2 protein-coding genes are annotated in these 25,661 nt (G+C 69.9%); both read left to right on the top strand.

Going from position 1 to position 25,661, the window contains the following annotated elements; translation table 11 throughout:
- Nucleotides 1-69: 69 nt before the first annotated feature.
- Complete coding sequence (locus tag ACFVIV_RS05025; protein WP_379193472.1) at nt 70-14,403, top strand: SDR family NAD(P)-dependent oxidoreductase; 14,334 nt, start codon at nt 70-72, stop codon at nt 14,401-14,403.
- A gap of 51 nt (nt 14,404-14,454) precedes the next feature.
- Nucleotides 14,455-25,629: an SDR family NAD(P)-dependent oxidoreductase gene (locus ACFVIV_RS05020; RefSeq protein WP_379193471.1), complete on the top strand. Its 11,175-nt coding sequence runs from the start codon at nt 14,455-14,457 to the stop codon at nt 25,627-25,629.
- Nucleotides 25,630-25,661: the final 32 nt, after the last annotated feature.

The raw sequence follows: 25,661 nt of genomic DNA, 5'->3' as shown, positions 1-25,661 counted from the left end.
TGCGCTGAGGAAGGGTGTTCAGGGGTGTCAGAGGTGACTGGGTCGGCTTTTGCCGTAGCTGTTGTCGGCATGTCTCGCAGAATGCCGGATGCGGCCGATCTCGACCTCGCGGACACCGGGACGTTCGACGCGGACTTCTTCGGAATCACGCCCGAAGAGGCTCGGGGCATCGATTCGCGGGAGCTGCTGGCACTGGAGTTGAGCTGGGAGGCGGTCGAGGACGCGGGCTTGGCCGGGGCGGTGCACGATGCCCGGAGGTTCGGGGTGTTCCTCGGCGGCATCGGCGGTGACGGCTCCGAAAGCAGTGCAGCCCAGCGCATCTCGAACTTCTTCCGTTTAGACGGCCCGAGCGTCGTGGTCGGCGGTGCGGGGGATTCCACACCCGCCGCAGTTCAGCTGGCATACGAGAGTCTGCGCAGCGGCGCCAGTGATCTGGCGTTGGCCGGGCAAATCGCGCACAGCGCGGGCGGCGATGTGATGGTGCTGAAACCATTGACCCGGGCGGTCGCCGACGGTGACCGGATTCGTGGCGTGATCCGCCGCAGCGTGGGCGATTCGAATACCGGCCTGATCGTGGCGGAAGTGCCCGCCGTCGAGACCGCCGCACCCACGGGCGAAGACACCGCCGGTGCGGTGCCATGGGTGGTGTCGGCGCGCACCGAGAGCGGTGTCGCCGCGCAGGCGGCCCGGCTGCGCGAGTGGGTGCAGCGCCATCCGCGGCTGAATGTGGTCGACGTGGCGCATTCCCTGCTCACCACACGGGCCCAAATGCAGTGGCGCGGAGGCAGTGTCGGGCGGAATCGGGACGAGCTGCTGGCGGGTCTGGCGGCCCTGGCCGACCCGGCCGCGCCCGCCCCGGCGATCGAGCCGGTCACCGGCCGGGCCGAACGGCGGCGGGTCGCGTTCGTCTTCCCGGGCAATGGCGGCCAGTGGGAGGGCATGGCGCTCGGACTGCTGGACGCGGGTGGGGAATTCGCGGAGTCCATCGCGGAATGCGAAGCGGCGCTCGCGCCGTACGTCGACTGGTCGCTGACGGCGGTGCTGCGTCGCGAAGGCGGCGCGCCCGCGCTGGAGCGCGTGGATGTGGTGCAGCCGGCGCTGTTCTCGGTCATGGTGTCCCTGGCGCGGATGTGGCGCGCGGCCGGGGTGGAACCGGATGCGGTGATCGGCCATTCGCATGGCGAGATCGCCGCCGCCCATGTGGCCGGTGGGCTGTCGCTGGCCGATGCGGCGCGCGTGGTGGCGTTGCGATCCCGGGCGCTCGCCGATGGGCCGGCCGGACACGGCGGCATGGTCTCCGTCGGTCTCGCCCCGGATGCGGTGCGCGAACGTCTTGCGGCGCACGGGGATCGGCTGTCGCTGGCGGCGGTGAACGGACCGGCGCAGACCGTCGTCTCAGGTGACGTTTCGGCGCTGGAGGACTTCCTCGCCGACTGTGCCCGCGATGGCGTGTGGGCGCGCCGGGTCGCCATTGACTACGCATCGCATTCCCGGGCGATCGAGCGGATCCGCGACCGGCTGCTCGAGGAACTCGAGCCGATCCGCCCGCGGTCCGGGACGGTGCCGTTCTTCTCCGCGGTGGTCGCCGACCGCGTGGATACGGCGGAGCTGGACGCCGAGTACTGGTATCGGTCGGAGCGGGAACCGATCCGCTTCGCCGATGCCGTGTCGGGGCTGATCGCGGACGGAATCACCGGATTCGTCGAAGTCGGCCCGCATCCGGTGCTCGCGATGGGCATTGGGCTGACCGCCGAGGCGGCCGGGGCTGGAGAGCGCGTCACGGTGGTCGGATCGCTGCGGCGCGGCGAGGGCGGCCCGGAGCGGTTCCTGGCGTCGCTGACGCAGGCCCATTGCGCCGGCTTCCCGGTGGAGCCGGGTGCGCTGGTACGCGGTGGGGCGCGAGTCGACCTGCCGCCGTACGCATTCCAGCGCCACAGTCCCGCGGCGGGTGTCCCCGAGAACGGGAATCGGACCGGAGCATGGGGCGACGGCCCACTGGCTCGCAAACTTCTGGAAACACCTGAATTCCAGCGTGGCACAGTAGTTCTCGATATCGTGCGCGAGCACGCCGCCGCCGTACTGGGCCACGAGTCGGCCCGATCGATTCACCCCGAACTCCCGTTCACCGAATTCGGCATCGATTCCGTCAGCGGGGTGGAGCTGCGGAACCGCCTGATCCGCGCCACCGGTCTGCCGCTGCCCGCATCGCTCATCTTCGATCATCCGACCGCGAATGCCGTTGCGGCACTGCTGCAAGCCCGCGCTTCCGGCGCCGACGGGACCAAGCGCCGGGCATCGCGGCGCACGACCGTGGACGAACCCATTGCCATTGTCGGCATCGGCGCCCGATTCCCCGGCGGTGTGCGCTCCGCAGAGGACCTGTGGGACCTGGTCGACGCGGGCCGCGACGTGATCGGCGAATTCCCCACCGACCGCGGCTGGGACCTGGACCGGCTGTTCGACCCGGACCCCGACAAACCCGGCACGGTCTACACCCGCGACGGTGGATTCCTCAGCGATGCAGGCGATTTCGACCCTGGCTTCTTCGGTATCAGCCCGCGTGAAGCCCTGGCGATGGATCCGCAGCAGCGGCTGCTGCTCGAGACCTCCTGGGAAGCCCTGGAAGACGCGGGCATCGACCCGACGACGTTGCGCGGCAGCGATACCGCCGTATTCGCCGGCGCCTGCTCCTCGGGCTACTCGCGGCGGGTGACCGGCGACCTGGAGGGTTACCGGCTGACCGGCACCTCGCACAGCGTCATCTCGGGCCGCATCGCGTACGTGTTCGGCCTGGAGGGCCCGGCCGTCACCGTGGATACGGCGTGCTCGTCGTCGCTGGTGGCCCTGCACCTGGCCTGCCAGGCGCTGCGCCAGGGCGACAGCTCGCTCGTGCTCGCCGGCGGCGTGACCATCGCCGCGAGCCCGTACCTGTTCGTGGACTTCGCCCGCCAGCGCGGCCTGTCTCCCGACGGTCGCTGCAAGCCGTTCTCCGCCGCCGCCGATGGGGTGACCTGGTCGGAGGGCTCGGGTGTCCTTGTCCTCGAACGGCTTTCGGACGCCCAGCGGCTCGGCCACAATATCCTGGCCGTCATCCGCGGCAGCGCGGTGAATCAGGACGGCGCGAGCAACGGCCTGAGCGCGCCCAACGGTCCGTCGCAGGAGCGGGTGATCGCGCAGGCCCTGGCCAATGCGGGGATCGCGGCGGCCGAGGTGGACGCGGTGGAGGCGCACGGCACCGGTACGAAGCTCGGCGATCCGATCGAGGCGCAGGCATTGATCGCCGCCTACGGGCAGGATCGCGGCGATCGGGACCCGGTGCGGATCGGTTCCTTGAAGTCGAATATCGGCCATGCCGTGGCCGCCGCCGGTGTGGCCGGGGTGATCAAGATGGTGCAGGCCATGCGGCACGAGCGGCTGCCGCGCACGCTGCACGCGGAAACGCCGTCACCGCATGTGGATTGGTCCGCCGGCGCGGTGCGGCTGCTGACCGAAGCCGAACCCTGGAGCGCGGGGGAGCGGGTGCGGCGTGCGGGCGTGTCCTCCTTCGGCATCAGCGGCACCAACGCGCATGTGATCCTTGAGGAAGCTCCGGTCGCGTCGGTGGCAGCCGTCGGCGGCCGCATCGGAGACGGCGGCACGGAAGACGGCCGCGAGGGAGACGGCGGCACAGGAGACGGCGGCACCGGGGTCGACGCGGGGCAGCCGACTGTTTCTGTGCCCGTCACTCCATTGCTGGTCTCGGGCAAGGGCGAAGCTGGTCTACGCGCGCAAGCCGCCAGGCTGCACATGTGGCTGTCGGAGCGGTCGGAGATCGAGATCGCGGCGGTGGCCCATGCGCTGGCGACGTCGCGGGCGCAGCTGGATTCGCGGAGCGTGATCCTCGGCCGCGATCGAGACGAGCTACTCGATCGGCTGGCGAAACTCGCCGAGTCGGGGACCGGCGCCGGTGTGATCGAAGGCGTCGTGGGCACGGGCCGGACGGCCTTTCTGTTCACAGGTCAGGGCGCTCAGCGCATCGGCATGGGCGCCGGGCTGTACGAGGCGTTCCCGGTGTTCGCGGACGCGCTGGATTCGGTGTGCGCCCAGTTCGATTCGCTGCTGGGATGCTCGCTGAAGGCTGTCATGTTCAGCGGCGCCGGCGGCGCCACGGTGCTGGACCGGACGGAGTTCACCCAGCCCGCATTGTTCGCCTACGAGGTGGCGCTGTATCGCCTCCTGGAATCGTTCGGCATCACCCCGGATGTGCTGATCGGCCATTCGATCGGCGAGGTCGCGGCCGCGTACATCGCGGGCCTGTGGTCGCTCGAGGATGCCTGCCGATTGGTGGCGGCGCGCGGCCGTCTCATAGGTGCGCTGCCCGAGGGCGGAGCGATGCTGGCCATCGGAGCATCCGAAGCCGATGTGAACGCTGCCATTGCCCGGTACTCGGACCGCGTGTCGGTCGCCGCGGTGAACGCGCCCGAGGGACTGGTCATCTCGGGCGACGAGGACGCCATAGCCGAGATCGAGACCGCGTTCGCCGAGCGCGGCCGGAAGACATCTCGGCTGCGCGTCAGCCATGCCTTCCACTCGCATCGCATGGAACCGATGCTGGCCGAATTCGAGGCTGTCGCACGGGAATTGACCTACAACCGGCTTCTCCTGCCGGTGGTGTCCAATGTGTCGGGCCGGCTTGCCGGGGACGAAGTGCTCGAACCCGCGTACTGGGTCCGGCAAGTACGGGCCGCGGTGCGATTCGCCCCTGGCATCGAAACCTTGCTCGCATCGGGTGTGCGCCGGTTCCTGGAAGTGGGACCCGACGCGGTACTGACCGCGATGACCCGGCAGACCCTTCCGGAGGGCACGGAGTCCATCGTCGCCGCGGCCGCGCGCCGGGATCACGATGAGCCCCAACAGTTCCTGACGATGCTGGCGCAGGCTCACACCGCGGGTGTCCGCGTGGATTGGACGCCGCTGTTCAGTCCCGGGCCGGCACCACGAATTCCCCTGCCCACCTATGCCTTCCAGCGCCAGCGCTTCTGGCTGCCGCCGCGTCCCGAAGCCGCCGGCGACAACCGGGCCCACCCGCTGCTGACCGGCGTGGTACCGGTCGCCGGTAAGGACGAGTTCGTCTGCACCGGCCGGTTCTCGCCGGCCACCGACCCGTGGGTCGCCGATCACACGACCTACGGCACCGTCGTGCTGCCCAGCGCGGCCCTCGTCGAGTTCCTGCTCACCGCGGGCAGCCGAATCGATTGCGGAGTCGTCGAGGAACTGACCCTGGAAGCCCCGATCGCGCCATCACAGGAGGACGAGGTCGAACTCCAGGTCTCGGTGGGGGAGCCCGACCACACCGGGCGTCGGCAGTTCGGGTTCTACTTCCGTGCGGCGGGCGGAATCAGCGAATGGGCGCGCAACGCCAGCGGCGTCCTCGCCCCCTCCTGGCACGGCGACGACGCCCTGCTGGATCAGCTGCGAGACGAACCCTGGCCGCCGATCGACGCCGAAACCCTCGATGCCGCAGCGATTCCCGAGCGCATCGCCGCAGGATCCGGCCTCGAATACGGTCCGGCCTTCACCGGCGTCACCGCCGCATGGCGGCGCGGCGACACCGTGTTCTCCGAGATCGCCCTGGATACGACCGCCGCACCCGACTCCGAGCGTTTCGTCCTGCATCCGGCCCTGCTCGACCTCGTGCTGCACGCCGGACTCGCAGGGCTCCTCTGGCGTGGTCAGGACAGCGACCCGGACACCGGCCGGTTGTTGTTCCGCTGGGGCGGAGCGCGATTGCATCGGCCGCTTCCCAAGGCGACGACGCTGCGAGTCATTGCGACCTCCACCGGACCCGAGACCATTTCCGTTGCGGCCGTCGACGATTCGGGGCAGCCCGTGGTCTCCGTCGACGCGGTCGTCATGCGGCCCTACGACGTCGGGCAACTCCGCGCCGCACTGGCCGGGAGCGACACCGACCTCTACGAGATCCAGTGGACGCCCGCACCGGCCGCGGCCGCGAGCGTGTCCCCGGACCGCATGGCCGTACTCGGTTCCGAGCCGATCGCCGGAATCGGAACCTTCCGCCCGAGCCCATCGGAACTCGCTGCCCTCCAAGAGATCCCGGATGTCGTCGTATGGCGTCCGGAGGACGGAGCCGTCGATCCGGCGGCCGTGCGCGCCCACCTGGAAACGGTCCTGGCGACGGTACAGGACTGGCTGGCCGAGGACCGCGTTGCCGACACTCGACTGGTCGTCCTGACCAGGAACGGTGCCGCACTACCGGACGAGACACCGAACCTCGCCGCAGCGGCCGTCTGGGGCCTGATGCGCAGCGCCCAATCCGAGTACCCGGGCCGATTCATCCTGATCGACACCGATCTCTCGGCCATTGCGCCCCTGGGTGATCCGACGCTGATCGGCGCGGTGATCGCGGCAGGCGAATCGCAGGCCGCTGTGCGCGGCGGGACCTTGCTCCTGCCGCGACTGGTGCGAGCACGATCCGACCGCAATGCCGAGCGGGCAGCGCACCAGCGCGATGGGTCCGCCATCGACCGGATCAGCGGCCCCTCGGACGGGCACGTCGAGCCGACTGGCGCGCTGCTGTCGGACGGTCGGGTCAATCCGGCTGGCGCGCCGCAATCGGACGGTCGGGTCGTTCAGGCTGATGCGTCGCAGTCGGACGGCGTCGTTGAGCAGGCCGGCGCGTCGCAGTCGGGCGCTCACCTGGCGCCCGACCGCCATCGCCCATCGGGACGCGGCTCGGCGGTGCCCCTCGGTGAGGGCACCGTCCTGATCACGGGCGGTACCGGCGGCCTGGGCGCGCTGACGGCACGGCATCTGGTCGCCGCGCACGGCGTCCGCGATCTGTTGCTGGTGTCCAGGCGTGGTGAAGCAGCCGACGGTGCACAAGGACTGGTGTCCGAGTTGACAGCAGCCGGAGCCGCCGTCCGGGTGGCGGCCTGCGATGTCGGCGATCGGGAAGCCCTGCGTGCGCTGCTGGAGTCGATCGCGGCCGGGCGTCCGCTGACCGGCGTGGTCCATGCGGCGGGTGTCCTCGACGACGGCACCCTTGCGGGCCTCACCGCCGAGCAGCTGCGGCGAGTCTTCAGCGCCAAGGCAGAGGCCGCGTGGCACCTGCACGAGCTCACTCGCGGCCATCACTTGTCCGCCTTCGTCCTGTTCTCGTCGGTTGCGGCCACGATCGGATCGGCGGGTCAGGCCAATTACGCCGCGGCCAATGCCTTCCTGGACGCGCTGGCGCACCGCCGTCGCACCGAAGGACTGTCGGCGCTGTCACTGGCTTGGGGCCCGTGGAATTCCGCGACCGGAATGACGGGTCGCCTGGACCGCAGCGCCGTCGCCCGCTGGGAGCGGCTCGGTCTGCACCCGATCGAGAACGACGAAGGTCTGCGGCTGTTCGATGCGGCCATCGGCCGTAGCGCCGCGCACCTGACGGCGATCCGGTTCGACCCGGCGCAGCTGCGGCGCGAAGCGCGCGACGGCGTCGCGCCCGCCGTGCTGCGCGGCTTCCTGCCCCGCACCACGGATCGCACCGCGGCCGCGTCGAGTTCGCTGGGCGCCCGGCTGAGTCGGCTGCCGGAGGCGCAGCGCGCCGACGTGGTGCTCGGCCTGGTCCGGGAGCACGCGGCAGCCGTGCTGGGGCACGCCTCCGCCGAAGACATCGGTCCCGGTGAGCGTTTCGACGCCTTGGGCTTCGACTCGCTCGGCGGCGTCGAATTCCGCAACCGGCTGTCGAAGGCCACCGGTGTCCAGCTGCCGTCCACCCTGGTCTTCGACCACCCCACCGCCGCGGCGGTCGCCACCCTGCTGCTCTCCAAGATCGAGGGCACGGAGTCGGCCGCCAAACCGGCGCGGGTGTCGCGCCGGGTCCGCGTGGACGAGCCCATCGCCATCGTCGGCATGGCCTGCCGATTCCCCGGCGGCGTCGAATCGCCGGATGGGCTATGGGATCTGGTCGCCAGCGGAACGGACGCGACCGGCGAGTTCCCGCCGGACCGCGGCTGGGACCTGGAGCGACTCTTCGATCCGGATGCCGGCCAGCCGGGGACGGTCTACACCCGTCGCGGCGGATTCCTCTACGACGCAGGCGATTTCGATCCGGCGTTCTTCGGTATCGGCCCGCGCGAGGCGACGGCGATGGACCCGCAGCAGCGATTGCTGCTCGAGGTGTCCTGGGAAGCGCTGGAGCATGCGGGCATCGACCCGACCTCGTTGCGCGGCAGCGACACCGGCGTCTACACGGGCGTGATGTACCAGGACTACGAGGCAGTGATCGGAAAGGCCGGTCCCGAGGTCGAAGGCTATGTCCTGACCGGCGGTCTGGGCAGCGTGGCCTCGGGACGGGTGTCCTACGCGCTGGGCTTCGAAGGCCCGGCAATGACGATCGACACCGCCTGCTCGTCTTCCCTGGTGGCGCTGCACCTGGCCTGCCAGGCGCTACGCCAGGGCGAGAGCTCGCTGGCCTTGGTCGGCGGCGCGACCGTGATGACGACACCCATGGTGTTCCAAGAGTTCTCACGGCAGCGCGGTCTGGCCCGCGACGGCCGATGCAAGTCGTTCTCGGCCGCGGCCGACGGTGTCGCCTGGTCCGAGGGCGCGGCCGTACTGGTCGTGGAACGGCTGTCGGACGCCCGCCGCCTCGGCCACGACGTCCTCGCGGTGGTGCGCGGCAGCGCCATCAACCAGGACGGCGCGAGTAATGGCCTGACCGCACCGAACGGCCCCTCGCAGCAGCGGGTGATCGCCTCGGCATTGGCGAATGCCGGCCTGGGCCCGGAAGACGTGGATGTGGTCGAAGCCCACGGCACGGGAACGGCATTGGGCGACCCCATCGAAGCGCAGGCATTGATCGCCACCTACGGACGGGACCGTGCGGGGACACCGCTGCGCATCGGTTCGCTCAAATCGAATATCGGTCACTCGCAGGCTGCGGCCGGTGTCGGCGGCGTGATCAAGATGGTGCAGGCCTTGCGGCACGAGATGCTGCCGAAGACCCTGCACGTGGACGAGCTGTCGCCGCACGTGGATTGGTCCGCGGGAACGGTCGAGGTGCTGACCGAGGCGCAGTCGTGGTCGGCGGGCGGCACGGTGCGCCGGGCCGGGGTGTCCTCGTTCGGCATCAGCGGCACCAATGCGCACGTGATCATCGAGGAAGCGCCCGCCCCGACGGTATCGACCGAGAACGGCTCGGGCGGGCCGGATATCGATCTCGCCGTCGTGCCGTGGCCGGTGTCGGCCAAGTCCGAGGATAGCCTGCGCCGGCAAGCAGAGCGGTTGCGGGCGTGGCTGACCGATCATCCGGACGCCGATATCTGGTCTGTGGCACGGTCATTGGTGGACTCGCGGGCTTTGCTGGACCGCCGGGCGGTCGTCATCGGCCGGGATCGGGACGAGTTGCTGTCGGGTCTGGCCGATCTGGCGACGGGTTCGCCGAATGTCATCCAGGCAACGGTAGGTTCGGGGAAGACCGCGTTCTTGTTCACCGGTCAGGGTGCGCAGCGAATCGGTCTGGGCGCGGGCCTGTATCAAGCGTTCCCGGTCTTCGCGGCCGCCCTGGACGAGGTCTGCGCGCAGATCGATCCGTTGCTCGGTCGCTCGCTGCGGGACGTGATGTTCACCGACGCCGACGGCGTACTGGACCGGACCGAATTCACCCAGCCGGCGTTGTTCGCGTTCGAGGTGGCGCTCTTCCGTTTGATCGAATCCTTCGGCATCACACCGGATCTGCTGATCGGCCATTCGATCGGTGAACTGACCGCCGCATACCTGGCGGGCGTGTGGTCGCTGGCGGATGCGTGCGCGCTCGTCGTCGCGCGCGGTCGGCTGATGGGCGCATTGCCGCAGGGCGGGGCCATGCTCGCGGTCGCGATGCCGGAAGCCGAGACCACGGAGTTGCTCGCCGCCTTCGACGGTCGAGTATCGCTGGCGGCGGTGAACGGCCCATTCTCGATGGTGCTGTCCGGGGAAGCCGCCGCGATCGACGAGATCGGTGAACGGCTTGCCGGTCAGGGAGTCAAGACCTTCCGTCTACGGGTCAGCCATGCGTTCCACTCGGTCCTGATGGAGCCGATGCTCGACGAGTTCCGTGCCGTCGCCGCCGGATTGACCTACCGAGAGCCGTTGCTCCCGATCGTGTCCAACCTCTCGGCGACCATGGTCGCCACCGAACTGACCGATCCCGAATACTGGGTCGCGCAGGTGCGAGGATGCGTCCGATTCGCACCGGGAATCGACACCCTGATCGAGGCGGGCGCCCGGCGATTCGTGGAGATCGGCCCGGATTCCGTACTGACCGCCATGACTCGGCAATGCCTGCTCGAAACGCCTTCCGTCGAAGCCAAGTCGACAGTGATCGCGGCCGCCCGCCGCTCGGTCGACGAGCCGACGCAGTTCGTCACCGCACTCGCGCAGGCCGCTGTCACCGGCATCGGGGTGGACTGGACACCGCTGTACGCGGGCCGCTCCACACAGCGAACGGCTTTGCCCACCTACGCGTTCGAGCATCGACGCTACTGGGCCCAACCGGCCGAAGCTCCGGACCTGTGGCAGTCGGGCCTGGACGAGGCGAGTCATCCGCTCCTGAGCGCGATGGTGCGACTGCCGGACTCCCCGGACGTGGTGTTCACCGGAAGACTGTCGCGATCCGCGCACCCATGGCTGGCCGATCACGCCGTGGCCGGAGTGGTGCTGCTCCCCGGCGCGGCCCTCGTGGATCTGGCTCTGCACGTGGGAACCACGATGGATTGCCCACGCCTGGCAGAACTGGTGATCGAAGCACCCCTGCCTATCCCGGCCACCGCTCCGGTCGACCTGCGCGTGGTCGCGGGCGCGCCGGACGACACAGGCGCGCGAACAGTGTCGGTGCACTCGCGCTCGACCACCGCCGATGCGGAAACGCCCAACGACGATGCGGACCAGTGGATTCGCCACGCAGTCGCGACAGTCACCGACGATCCGGACACGCCTCCTGTCGATGGTTCGACTACCCGGATGCTCGCCGGTTCTCCTGATTCGTCTGGTCGGGCTGCTGTCGAGCAGCTGAGCTGGCCGCCCGCAGGTGCGACAGCGATCGATCTGGACAATGCCTACGCGAATCTGGCCGAGCGTGGCTACGAGTACGGCCCGGCGTTCCAGGGACTGACTGCCTTGTGGGTACGCGACGGTGAGGTCTTCGCCGAGGTCGTCCTCCCGGAGTCCGCGGGATCGAACGACACGAGATTCGGTGTACACCCGGCATTGCTGGACGCCGCCCTCCACGCCATCCTGCTCGGCGGCCTCGCTCCCGCCACCGAGCCCGGCCAGATCGGCGTCCCATTCTCCTGGGAGAACGTCACGCTGCACGCGACAGCTGGGACCACCCTGCGAGTCCGTATCGCCGAGACCGGCTCCGGCCCGGGCGGCGAGCGGATAGCCCTCACCCTGGCCGATCCCGAGGGCATGACGGTGGCCGTGGTGGAAGCCCTGACACTGCGCAGCCTGTCGGCCGCTGCCCTCGGCGCGGCGCAACGCCGCACCGAAGGCGTTGGCTACGAAGTGAACTGGATCGCGCTACCCGAGCCCGCAGGCGAGCTCACAGCGGCCGGCGTAGCAAGCGTTGCCGACGCCCCGGGCTGGAGTCCTGACTTCGACGGTGAGGCGCTCACGATCGCGGATTGCGACGTGACGGTGCTGCGGCTCGACGTGCGGCAGTGGAACGCACTGTCACCCGTCGAGCGCGCGTCCACCGATCCGACGGCCGCCGAGGGCGATCTTCCCGCGGCGATACGGGATCTGGTCACGAGCGTTGCCGCGCGGGTGCAACGGATGCTGGCGCAGGACCGGCCTATTGTCGTGGTGACGCGGCAGGCGGTGGCGGTGCATGCCCACGAGTCGGTTGACCTGGGCACGGCAGCGGCGTGGGGTCTGCTGCGGACCGCGCAGAGTGAGAACCCTGATCGAATTCTCCTTGTGGATGTCGACGACTGGGCGGACCTGCGACCGGCGGTGGCCCTGGCTTTGGCTACGGGCGAGGAACCCCAGCAGGCCGTCCGGCGCGGGAAGGCATATGCGCCGCGCGTGAATCGCGGTGCATCGAGTGCTCTCGATCGCGGGGCGTCGAAGTCCCCGGCATGGGCGCTGACGCTGCGGGACAAGGGCACGCTGAGTGCGGAGAACTTCGTGTTCAGTGAGCATCCGAATGCGCTGGAACCGCTTGCGCCGGGGCAGGTTCGGGTGAGTGTGCGGGCGGTCGGGCTCAATTTCCGGGATGTGCTGATGGCGCTCGGGACCTACCCGGACAAGGCCGGCCGGCCCGGTGGTGAGGGGGCCGGAGTTGTTGTGGAGGTCGCGGCGGATGTGACCGAATTCGCGCCTGGCGACCGGGTTTTCGGGTTGATTCCGGGTGTGGGATCAATGGCCGTGGTCGATCGGCGACTGCTCGCGCCCATGCCGAGGGACTGGTCGTTCAGCCAGGCCGCGGCGATTCCGATCGTCTATGCGACCGCCTATTACGGCTTGGTCGACCTGGCCGCTGCGCAACCGGGCGAGACGCTGCTGCTGCATGCGGCGACCGGCGGCGTCGGCCTGGCGGCGGTGCAGATCGCGCGGCACCTGGGTTTGCGGTTGCTGGTCACCGCCAGCGAGCCGAAGTGGAATGTGCTGCGTGACTTGGGGTTCGATGACTCCGTCATCGGGAACTCGCGCACCCTGGATTTCGAGCAGAAGTTCCTCGACGTCACCGCTGGTCGCGGCGTGGACATCGTCTTGGATTCGCTGGCAGGTGAATTCGTGGACGCGTCCTTGCGGCTGCTGCCGCGTGGCGGCCGGTTCGTCGAGATGGGCATGATCGACCGGCGTGATCCGGCCGAGGTGGCCGTCGAGTATCCGGGGGTGAACTACTTCAGCTTCATGCTGATGGAGGCGGGGCCGGATCGGCTGCACGAGATTCTGATCGCGCTGGTCGAGCTGTTCGAGGCCGGTGCGCTGGCGCCGTATCCGACCGTCGCGTGGGACATGCGGCAGGCGCCCGAGGCTTATCGGTACCTGAGCCAGGCCAGGCATATCGGCAAGAACGTGCTCACCGTGCCGACGCCCTTGCGGCTCGAGGGGACCGTTCTCATTACCGGCGGCACAGGCGGATTGGGTGCGGTCGCAGCACGGCATCTGATCACCGTGCACGGTGTGCGCAGGCTGGTCCTGGCGAGCAGGCGGGGTCCGGGCACGCCCGGCGCGACCGAGCTCGCCGACGAGTTGACCGCGCTCGGCGCGCACGTCGATGTGGTCGCGTGCGATGCGGCCGATCGAGCCGCAGTGGATGCGGTGCTGGCGGCGATCCCGGCGCAGCACCCGCTGACCGCCGTCGTGCATGCGGCGGGTGTCCTGGACGACGGCCTGTTTGCCACCATGACCCCGGAGCAGATCGCGAAGGTGTTGCGGCCCAAGGTGGATGCGGCCTGGAACCTGCACGAGGCGACCAAGGACATGGATCTGTCGGCATTCGTGCTGTACTCCTCGATCGCCGGTGTGATCGGCAATCCGGGCCAGGCGAACTATGCGGCCGCCAATGTCTTCCTGGATGCGCTGGCCCGACATCGGCACGTGAGCGGGCTGCCCGCGACGTCCATCGCCTGGGGACCGTGGGAGCAGAGCGGCGGTATGACCAGCGGGCTCGGTGCGGCCGATATCGCCCGGCTGCGGCGCGAAGGTCTGCTCCCGGTGGGTGACGCGGACGGTATGGCGATGTTCGATGCCGCGCTGGCGGGCGGTCGCTCGGAATTCGTGGCGATCCGGGTCGACCGGAGCGCGCTCGGCGAGGCGCAACCCGGCGAGGTGCGCGCGGTCATGCGCGGGCTGGCGCGGCCGTCGAGCCGGCGGTCGGTCGAAACGAGTGCGTCGCCGACCTCGAACGGCAGCCCGGCCGGCTCCGCGTCCTTGGTGGCGCAGCTGCTCGGCCTCCCAGCGGCCGAACAGGATCGCGTGATCCTCGACGTGATCCGCGCGCAGGCCGCGCTCGTCCTGGGCCACGCCAGTGCGGACGCGACCCCTCCGGACAAGCCGTTCAGCGATATCGGCTTCGATTCCCTCGGCGTCATGGAATTCCGCAACCGCCTGAAATCGGCTGTGGGCGTGCAGTTGTCGGCGACCGCGATGTTCGACTACCCCACCCCGGAAGCCCTGGCCGGATACCTGCGCCAGGAGATCGTTCCGGCCGATGATCCGGCGGAACGCATTGCGGCCGAGATCGAGTCGCTGGCGCGCAGTTGCGCCGCGGCGGAGCTGTCGGCGGCGGAGCGGTCCGATATCGCCGCCAGGCTGACCGCATTGTTGCGCGAGCTCGAAGGCAAGGACGACGGGCTCGACGTGGGCGGTGTCGACGGTCTCGACGATGCCGATGATCGCGAGCTGTTCGACTTCATCGACCAAATCAGTTGACGCAGTTCAACACCCCTCTCAGCTGAGCACACACAATCTGGAGTTCCACCCATGGCTGATAACGATGAGCTACGCCGGTATCTGAAGAAGACCGCGAAAGAGCTCTACGAGACCAAACAGCAACTGCGTGTGCTCACCGACCGATCGCGGGAGCCGATCGCGATCGTCGGCATGGCGTGCCGCTATCCCGGTGGTGTGCGCTCGGCGGAGGATTTGTGGCGCACTACCGCCGAGGGCGTGGATGCCATCGGGGGTTACCCGACCGATCGAGGGTGGGATCTGGATCGGCTGTTCAACCCGGATCCGGATGTGCCGGGCGGCATCTACACCCGTGACGGCGGATTCCTCGACGCCATCGGCGAATTCGACGCGGCCTTCTTCGGGATCGGCCCGCGCGAGGCCGCGGCCATGGATCCGCAGCAGCGGCTGATGCTGGAGGCGACCTGGCAGGCGCTCGAGGACGCGGGCATCGACCCGGTGTCGTTGCGCGGCAGCGATACCGGCGTCTTCGCCGGAGTCATCCATCAGAACTACGGTCCCCGCATCGGCGGGCCGAATATCAGTGCCGAGACCGAAGGCCATGCCTACCTGGGCGTGTCGAACGCCGTGCTGTCGGGCCGGATCGCCTACAGCTTCGGTTTCCAGGGCCCGGCCCTGTCGGTCGACACCGCCTGCTCGTCGTCGCTGGTGGCGCTGCATCTGGCGTGTCACGCACTGCGACAAGGCGATACGTCCCTCGCACTCGCGGGTGGCGTCACCATCATGTCGGATCCGTCGTTGCTGATCGCTTTCGCCCGGCAGCGCGCGTTGTCTCCGGATGCGCGCTGTAAGGCGTTCGCGGCGGCGGCGGACGGGACCGGATTCTCCGAGGGTCTCGGCGTGCTGGTGCTGGAGCGGTTGTCCGACGCCCAGCGGCTGGGCCACACCGTGCTGGCGGTGATTCGTGGCAGCGCGGTCAATCAGGATGGTGCGAGCAACGGCCTGACCGCGCCCAACGGCCCGTCACAGGAGCGCGTGATCGCGGCCGCGCTGGCGAACGCCGGTCTGGCCCCGTCGGATATCGACGCGGTGGAGGCGCACGGGACCGGCACCATGCTCGGCGATCCCATCGAGGCGCGGGCGCTGATCAGCGCCTACGGCACGCGGCGGGAGAGCGGCCCGCTGCGGGTGGGGTCGTTGAAGTCGAACATCGGCCACACCTCGGCCGCCGCGGGTGTCGGCGGTGTGATCAAGATGGTGCAGGCCATGCGCCACGGCGTGCTGCCCAAAACCCTGCACGTGGATGCGCCGACCCCGCATGTGGATTGGTCGGCGGGCACGGTGCGGCTGCTGCGGGACAACGAGCCGTGGCCGGCGGGGGAGCGGGTCCGGCGAGCCGGGGTGTCGTCATTCGGAGCCAGCGGCACCAATGCCCACCTCATCCTGGAGGAAGCACCCGCCCCATCAGCCACCGAAGCGCCCTCCGCGCCGGTGGCGGGAGCGCTCGCCGCGCCGGTGACTGGAACGCCCGCCTCGCCGGTGATTGGAGCGCCCGCCGCGTCAGTGGTTGGAGCGCCTGTCACGTCGGTGGCCGGTGCGCCCGCCACGCCGGTCGTCGAAGCGGCCACACCGGTGGCCGGTGCGCACACCGCGCCTGTCGCCGGTGCGCACGCCGCGCCTGTCGATGGAGCACACGCACTGCCTCTCGCCGAGCCTGTAGCCGGGGGCGAGCCGCCGTCGGTTACGAAAACCGGTGCTGCCGATATCATTCCGCTGCTGATATCGGCCAAATCCGAGGAAGCGCTGCGTGCCCAGGCCGATCGACTGCGGCAGTGGTTGCTCGCCGATCCCGAGGCCGATGCGTGGGATACCGCCTACTCGCTGGCGACTTCGCGGGCACAGTTGGAGCGGCGCGGTGCGGTTCTCGGGCGCGACCGGGACGAACTGCTGGCGGGGTTGGCCGATCTGGCCGCGGGCGCGCGCGGCGCGATCGAGGGGCAGGCCGGTTCCGATCGGACGGCGTTCCTGTTCACGGGTCAAGGTGCGCAGCGGACGGGTATGGGGGCGGGCCTGTACGAGGCGTTCCCGGTGTTCGCGACCGCGCTGGACGAGGTGTGCGCACAGTTCGACCCGCTGCTGGGCCGGTCGCTGAAGGACTTGATGTTCACCGACGCCGAGGGCGTACTGGATCGGACCGAGTTCACTCAGCCGGCATTGTTCGCGTTCGAGGTGGCGCTGTACCGGCTGCTCGAATCCTTCGGTGTCACACCGGATGTGGTGGTCGGTCATTCGATCGGCGAGCTGGCGGCGGCGTTTGTGGCGGGGGTGTGGTCACTCCCGGACGCCTGCACGCTGGTGGCCGCTCGCGGCCGGTTGATGGGTGCGCTGCCGGTGGGCGGTGCCATGCTCGCGGCGGCGATCGGTGCGGACCGAGCCGCCGCGATCTTGGCGATGAACAGCAAGCGCGGCCCGTCGGGAGTCGCCGATTTCGTCGACCGCGTGTCGATCGCGGCGGTGAACGGCCCGTCGTCGACGGTGCTGTCCGGCGACGCCGACGCCATCGACGAGATCGAGCGGCAGCTGACCGCCGAGGGCGTGCAGACGCATCGCTTGCGCGTCAGCCATGCATTCCACTCGGCGCGCATGGATCCCATGCTGGCCGAGTTCCGTGCGGTGGCCCGCGGCATCGAGTTCCAGCCGCCGCGGATGCCGATCGTGTCCAACGTGACCGGTGAGCTCGCGGGAAACGCGGTGACCGATCCGGAGTACTGGGTGCGGCAGCTGCGCGGTTGCGTCCGATTCGCGCCGGGCGTGGACACCCTGGTCGCCAGCGGCGTGCGACGGTTCGTCGAGGTCGGCCCCGATGCGGTCCTGGCGGCGATGACGCGTGGTGTGCTGGCCGAGAACCCGGAGATCGAGTCGGCGTCCTCGGTGGCGGCGGCCTCCCGGCGGTCGGCCGACGAGATCGAGCAGTTCGCCACGTCGCTGGCGCAGGTGCATGTCGCGGGTGCGCGAGTGGACTGGGGTACGTGGTTCACGGGCCGTGCAGCGCGCCGGGTTCCATTGCCCACCTATGCTTTCCAGCGTCGCCGCTTCTGGCTGGCGGGCGCGTCGGATGCATCGCCGTCATCCGCCGATCACCCGATCCTGACCGGTGTGGTCGGGCTGGCTGCCAGCGACGAGTGGTTGCTGACCGGCCGATTCTCGCTGCGGACTCATCCGTGGATCGCCGATCACATGACCCACGGCGTGGTGGTCGTGCCCAGCGCGACCTTCGTCGAGTTCCTCCTCGTCGCCGGCCGCCGGATCGGTTGCGGTGCGGTCGAGGAACTCACCCTGCAAGCGCCGATCCTGCCGACCGCCGACGACGAGATCGAGCTCCAGGTGCTGGTGCAGGCGGCCGACGAGTCCGGGCGGCGTCCGTTCGAGTTCTACTTCCGCACCTCCTCCGGCACCGAATGGATCCACAACGCCACCGGTGTGCTCGCGGCCGGACCCCAGGGTGATTCGGCGCTGCTGACGCGGTTGCGCGCCGAGCAATGGCCGCCGCTCGACGCCGAAGTCCTCGACAGCGAACGACTTCCGGAGCGGATCGCCGGCCTCGCCGGGCTGGAGTACGGTCCGGCGTTCATCGGCGTGCACGCCGCGTGGCAGCGCGAGGACGCGGTCTTCTCCGAGATCGTGCTGAACACCGAGGCCGCGCCCGAGCCGGGCCGGCACGACCTGCACCCGGCCCTGCTGGATATGGTCATGCACGCGGGATTCGCCGGATTGCTGTGGCGCGATGCGGATTCCGATCCCGACAGCGGCAGACTGCTGTTCCGCTGGGGCGGCGCACGATTCCACGAACCGGCAGCCGAGGACGGGCAGTGGCCGTCCGAGGTGACGGCGCTGCGAGTCATCGCGGTCGCGTCCGGACCCGAGACGATTTCGGTCGCGGCCGTCGATCCGGACGGCAATCCGATCGTGTCGGTCGACGCGGTGGTGATGCGCCGCTACGACGTGAAGGAATTCCGGAACAGCCTCGGCGGTGACACGGCGAGCCTCTACCAAGTGCGCTGGGAAGCCACCACGGAGTCGATGACGGGTGTCGGCCCCGCGCTGTCCCTGGCGGTACTCGGAGACACGACGGTGGCCGGGATCGCCACGAACTATGCGTCGGCCGCTGATGTCGGTGCGGCCGAGGGTATTCCCGATGTCTTGGTGTGGCGGGCGACCGAACCTTTCGCAGCAGGTTCGGCCGTCGCAGGCCCGGAAGCGGTGCGGGCCGGAGTGCACGGCGCGTTGGCGAGGGTGCAATCCCTGCTTGCCGAGGAACGGTTGTCCGACATCCGTTTTGCCGTGGTGACAACCGGCGCCGCCGGACTTCCCGATGAGGCTCCGAACCCGGCCGCGGCAGCGGTCTCGGGCTTGTTGCGCAGTGCCCAATCCGAGCATCCGGACCGGTTCGTCCTGATCGACGAGGACCCGAAACAACCGCTGGACACCGACCGAATCGCGGCGGTCCTGCGCTCGGGTGAGCCGCAGACCGCCGTCCGCGGCACGCGGATTCTGGTTCCCCGGATGGTGCGCGCCTCGGCCGACTCGGGCTCGAGGAAACCGACGTCAGTAGCGGACCCTGAGTCGCAGGCGTCGCCCGCGGACTCGAGGACGCGGCCGTCGCTCGCGGACGGGACCGTGCTGATCACTGGCGGTACCGGCGGATTGGGCGCCCGGTTCGCCCGTCATCTCGTCGCCGAACACGGCGTGCGCAATCTGGTGCTGACCTCGCGCCGAGGGCCGGAGTCGCCCGGAGCCGCCGAGCTGGTCGCCGACCTGGCGCAGGCCGGAGCCGAGGCGTGGATCGTCGCATGCGATGTCACCGACCGCACGGCGGTCCGAAACCTCTTGGAGACAATCGATCCCGACGCCCCGCTGACCGCGGTCGTGCACACCGCGGGAATCCTGGACGACGGCACCATCGCGGCGCTGACCGCCGATCAGCTGGATCGCGTTCTCGCGCCGAAGGTCGACGGAGCCTGGCATCTGGACGAGCTGACCCGCGGTCTGAATCTGTCCGCGTTCGTGGTGTTCTCGTCGATCGCGACGGTGCTGGGGTCCTCGGGGCAGGGCAATTACGCCGCCGCGAACGCTTTCCTGGACGCGCTGGCGCAACGACGCCGGATCGCCGGGGAGGCCGCCACGTCGCTGGCGTGGGGGCCGTGGAACCAGGGCAGCGGTATGACCGGTGGCCTGAACCGCGCCGCTCTCGCCCGATGGGAACGCCTGGGCTTGAGCCCGCTCGAGAACGCCGAAGGCACAAGACTGTTCGACGAGGCACTCACGCACCCGGACGCCCGCCTGGCGCCCATCAGGTTCGACGCGAGCGTCCTGCGCCGCGAGTCCGCCGCCGACGCCGTCCCGGCGGTCCTGCGCGGATTCGTACGCCGCTCGCCCCGCCCGGCCCAATCCACGGCCGCCGCCCCGGCGACAGGCTCGCTGGCCGCCCGGTTGGCGGGCGTGCCGGAAGCCCGGCGCGGCGAGCTGGTGCTCGAGGTCGTGCTCACCGAGGCCGCGGCGGTGCTCGGCCACGATTCGGCCGCCGATATCCGGCCCGGCCGGCGCTTCGACGAAATCGGCTTCGACTCCCTCGGCGGCGTGGAGTTCCGCAACCGGCTCGGCAAGGCCACCGGCCTGCAGCTGCCGTCGACGCTCGTATTCGACTACCCGACCCCGGCAGCGGTATCGAAGCTGGTGCAGTCCCGCGTCCAGCCGACAGCGGGCGAACCCGTCAAGAAGACCACCCGCCGAATCCGAGCCGACGAGCCGATCGCCATCGTGGGCATGGCCTGCAAATTCCCCGGCGGCGTCGAATCGCCGGACCAGCTCTGGGATCTCGTCGCCTCCGGAACCGACGCCACCGGCGACTTCCCCTCCGATCGAGGCTGGGACCTGGAGCGGCTGTTCGACGAGAACCCGGACAAGCCCGGTACCGTCTACACCCGCCGCGGCGGATTCCTCTACAACGCAGGCGATTTCGACCCGGCCTTCTTCGGGATCGGCCCCCGCGAAGCCTCCGCCATGGACCCGCAGCAACGGCTGCTGCTGGAGGTGTCGTGGGAAGCCTTGGAAGACGCGGGCATCGATCCCGCGTCCCTGCGCGGCAGCGACGCCGGGGTGTACGTCGGAGCGGGTTACTCGGGCTATGTCGACCGGGTCGCCGGTGACCTGGAGGGCTACCGGCTCACCGGCACCACCAGCAGCGTCATGTCGGGTCGCGTGGCCTATGTCCTGGGCCTCGAAGGCCCGGCGGTCACCGTCGACACCGCCTGCTCGTCCTCGCTGGTCTCCCTGCACCTGGCCTGCCAAGCGCTGCGCCAAGGGGAGAGCTCGCTCGCACTGGCCAGCGGTGTGACCGTCGCGGCCAGTCCCTACCTGTACGTGGATTTCGCACGGCAGCGCGGTCTTTCACCCGATGGGCGGTGCAAGGCGTTCTCCGCCTCGGCCGACGGCGTCGCCTTCGCCGAGGGCGTCGGCGTGCTGGTGCTCGAGCGGCTCTCCGACGCCCGCCGCCTGGGCCACAACATCCTCGCCCTGGTGCGCGGCACCGCCGTGAACCAGGACGGCGCGAGCAATGGCCTGACCGCGCCCAACGGTCCGTCCCAGGAGCGGGTGATCGCGGCCGCGCTGGCCAATGCCGGGCTGGAGCCGGCGGACATCGACGCGGTGGAAGCCCACGGCACCGGCACGACACTGGGCGATCCCATCGAAGCCCAGGCGCTCATCGCGATGTACGGGCAGGACCGGGCGGACCGGCCGCTGCGCATCGGATCGATCAAGTCGAATATCGGCCACACCGTGGCCGCGGCCGGTGTCGGCGGCGTGATCAAGATGGTGCAGGCGCTGCGCCACGAAACCCTGCCCAAGACACTGCATGCGGACGAACCGAGCCCGCACGTGGACTGGTCCGCGGGTGCTGTCGAGCTGCTGACCCAGGCGCAGCCGTGGCCGGCCGGCGGACGGGTCCGCCGCGCGGGCGTGTCCTCGTTCGGCGTGAGCGGCACCAATGCGCACGCGATCCTCGAGGAAGCGCCGGCTCCGGTCGTCTCGGCTCCGACCGCCGATCTCCCGCACACGGTCGTGCCGCTGCTGGTGTCGGCCAAGAACGAGACCGCCCTGCGGGCGCAGGCGGCGAACCTGCGGCAGTGGCTCGCCGTGCGCCCCGACGCCGATCCGGCGGATGTGGCGTACTCGCTCATGACGACCCGTGCGCAGCACGAGTCGCGGGCGGCCGTGCTGGGCGGTGATCGCGACGAACTGCTGGCGCGCTTGGCGCAGCTGGCCGCCGGATCCGCCGCCGCCGGAGTGGTTTCCGGCACGGTCGGGTCGGGGAAGACCGCCTTCCTGTTCACCGGTCAGGGCGCACAGCGGGTGGGAATGGGCGCGGGCCTGTCCGAGTCCTTCCCGGTATTCGCCGCGGCGCTGGACGAGGTGTGCGCGCAATTCGATCCGCTGCTCGAATGCTCGCTGCGGCAGGCCATGTTCACCGGACATCTGATCGATGATCAGGGCGTCGCCGCGGACACCGGGATGCTGGATCGGACGCGACTGACCCAGCCCGCGCTGTTCGCTTTCGAAGTGGCGCTGTACCGGCTGCTGGAGTCGTTCGGCATCGTCCCGGATGTGGTGATCGGGCATTCGATCGGTGAACTGGCCGCCGCGCACGTGGCCGGTGTGTGGTCGCTCGAAGATGCCTGCACGCTGGTCGCGGCCCGCGGGCGGCTGATGGAGGCGCTGCCGGCGGGCGGTGCGATGCTCGCGGTCGCCGCGTCCGAGGCCGACATCGAGGCGGCGATCGCCGGATTCGGTGCACGCGTGTCGGTGGCCGCGGTGAATGCTCCCGGGGCCGTGGTGGTCTCGGGAGACGAGGACGCCGTCGACGAGATCGAGCGGCAGTTCACCGAGCAGGGTCGCAAGACGAGCCGGTTGCGGGTGTCGCACGCCTTCCATTCCCATCGGATGGAGCCTATGCTCGCCGAATTCGAGACCGTGGCGGCGGGCGTGACCTACAACGCCCCGCGGATTCCCTTGGTGTCCAATGTTTCCGGGCGGATCGCCGAGAACGAGATCCTGGAGCCGGCGTACTGGGTGTCGCAGGTGCGCGGTACGGTGCGCTTCGCGCCCGGCGTCGAGTCGCTGGTGGCCTCGGGCGTGCGCCGGTTCCTCGAGATCGGACCCGATGCGGTGCTGGCCGCACTGACCCGGCAGACCCTGCCCGCGGACATCGAGACGCGATCGGTGGTCGCCGCGGCGGCCCGGCGCGATCACGACGAGGTCGAACAGCTCCTGACCATGCTCGCCCAGGCGCACACCGCCGGTCTGGCCGTCGACTGGTCTCCGTTGTTCGCCGGCCGTCGAATGACACGAGTCGCCTTGCCCACCTATGCCTTCGAGCATCGGCGGTACTGGCTGGAACCCGCGGTCGCCGACTCCGGGCAGTCCGGCTCGGACCACGCGCTGCTCACCGACGTGGTGCGGGTGGCCGACCGCGACGAGTGGTTGTTCACCGGGCGGCTCGCGCTGCGCACCCATCCCTGGATCGCCGACCACACCACCTACGGCGTGGTGGTCGTCCCGAGCGCCGCGCTCATGGAGATGCTGCTCGTTGCGGGCCGGCGGATCGGCTGCGATGTCGTCGACGAGCTCATTCTCGAAGCGCCGATCCTGCCGCCGGCGGACGGCGCCGTCGAACTCCAGGTCCTGGTGCGCGAACCGGATGCCGCGGGACGCCGAGCGTTCACGTTCTACTATCGCCGCACCGGCGACGGCATCGACTGGACGCGCAATGCCAGCGGCGTGCTGAGCGGCCGGCCCTTGGCCGACATCGGTCTCCTGGACATGCTGCGCACCACGCCGTGGCCGCCGGTCGAGGGCGAACCGGTGGACACCGACTGGATTCCGGCCCACGCGACGCGCGTCTCCGGACTGGCCTACGGGCCTTCGTTCCTCGGCGTCGACGCCGCCTGGCACAGCGGCGACACGACGTTCTCCGAGATCACCCTGAAGCCGGATGTCCCGGCCGACGGGTTCCAGCTGCATCCCGGGCTGTTCGACATGGTGATGCACGCCGGGCTCGTCACCTTGATCTGGCCGGACCTCGGGAGCAATCCGGCCGAGGGCAAGCTCTTGTTCCGCTGGGGCGCAACGCAATTCCACACCACAGCGAAGGTCACCCGCCTGCGGGTGATGGCCGTCCAGCGCAGCAGCGAAGCCATCGCCGTCGTGGCCGTCGACCAGCACGGAAATCCGGTGGTGTCCATCGACGAAGTGATCATGCGCTCCTACGACGTCCGGCAGTTCCGTGCCACGCTCTCGGGCGGACGCGCGGCACGGTACGGGTTGCGCTGGGCCACGGTCGATATGCCGGGTGGACTCATGCCGGCGGTGAGCATGGCCGTGCTCGGAACCGCGCACGTGGCCGGAATCGACCTGCGGTACCCGGATCTGGCGGCGATCGCCGCGGCTTCGACCGTTCCGGACGTCGTGGTGTGGACCGAACCCGGTGCACCGCAGGATGGTTCGCGGCCGTCGGCGAGTGATCGGGTGAAGGACGCGCTGCGCACGGTGCGGGAGTGGCTCGCCGACGACCGATTCGCACAGTCGCAGCTGGTCATGGTGACCGCGCGGGCGGCGGCACTGCCCGATGAAGCGCCGGATACCGCCGCGGCCGCGGTCGCGGGACTGATCAAGAGCGCTCAAACCGAGTATCCGGGCCGAATCGTGTTGCTCGACCGCGAATCCGACGCAGCGCGCATCTCCGCCGACTCGATCCGAGCGGCGATCGCCACCGGAGAACCGCAGCTCGCGCTGCGGGGCGACCGCGTCCTGACGCCACGACTGGAGGCGGCGGCATCCACTGCCGCGGAACAGGTCTCGTTCGGGTCCGGAACCGTGCTGATCACCGGCGGGACCGGGGGATTGGGCTCGCTCATGGCCCGGCACCTGGTCACCCGGCACGATGTGCGGCGGCTGCTGCTGGTGTCGCGTCGTGGTGAGAAAGCGGACGGCGCACAGGAACTCGCGGCGGAGCTATCCGGTCTCGGGACCGAGGTGAGCATTGCCGCCTGCGATGTCACCGACCGAGATGCACTCCGCGATCTGCTGTCGGGCCTCCCCGCCGAGTATCCGCTCACCGCTGTCGTGCACACCGCGGGCGTGCTCGACGACGGCACCTTCCGCACGCTCACCGACGAGCAGCTCGATCGGGTGTTCGCGCCCAAGGCCGATGCGGCCCGGCATCTGCACGAGCTCACCCGCGATATGACGCTGTCCGCGTTCGTGATGTTCTCGTCGATCGCCGGATTGATCGGTTCGGCCGGACAGGCGAATTACGCTGCCGCCAACAGCTTCCTGGATGCCCTCGCCCAGCAGCGCCGGGCCGAAGGGCTGCCGGGTCTGGCGCTCGCCTGGGGTCCGTGGCAGCAGGACCTGGGCATGACCGGTGCGCTGGATCGCACCGCCATGAGCCGGCTGGAGCGACTGGGTTTGGCCCCGCTCGACCGCGCCGAGGGCCTGCGGTTGTTCGACGAATCGCTGACCACGGCGGAACCGGTGTCGGCGCTGCTGCACCTGGACACCGACAAGCTGCGCATGGAAGCACACGGCGGCCTGGTCCCGGCGGTCCTGCGCGGATTCGTTCGCACACCCGGCCGCTCGGCCACGACAGCGGCCGCTGAACCGTCCCTCGGGGAGCGGCTGCACGGCGTGGCGGCGGCCGAGCGCCGGGGAGCGGTCCTGGATCTGGTGCGCGAGCACGTGGCGGCGGTGCTGGGCTACGAGTCGATCGACGACATCGGACCCGACCGCGGCTTCGACGAACTCGGCTTCGATTCCCTTGGCGGAGTGGAGTTCCGGAACCGGCTGGCGAAGGCGACGGGCCTGTCGCTGCCCTCGACCCTGGTGTTCGACTACCCCAATGCTGGCGAGGTCGCCGACTACCTGCTGGCACAAGCCGTGGTGACGGAGCCCGCGCGATCCGCGCCGGCAGCATCGGGGCCCGCCGACATCGCGCAGCTCGAGGCACTGCTCGAACGCATCATCGCCAATGCCGGACACGACGACGAGACCGTCGCCGGACTGCGGGGCGTCAACGAGCGCCTGCGCACCTACCTGGGGGGCCAATGGTCGGAAGGCGAATTCGACGATCTCGAATTCACCTCCGACAGCGAGCTTTTGGATCTGATCGACGAGGAGTTCGGCCCAGCATGAGCCCATAGGATGCCACGACCGCCACGAGTCCG

The organism is Nocardia sp. NPDC127526 (assembly GCF_042672265.1).
Classification (GTDB): Bacteria; Actinomycetota; Actinomycetes; order Mycobacteriales; family Mycobacteriaceae; genus Nocardia.
Note: the sequence above shows the minus strand (reverse complement) of the source record. Positions and strands in the feature narration are given on the sequence as shown.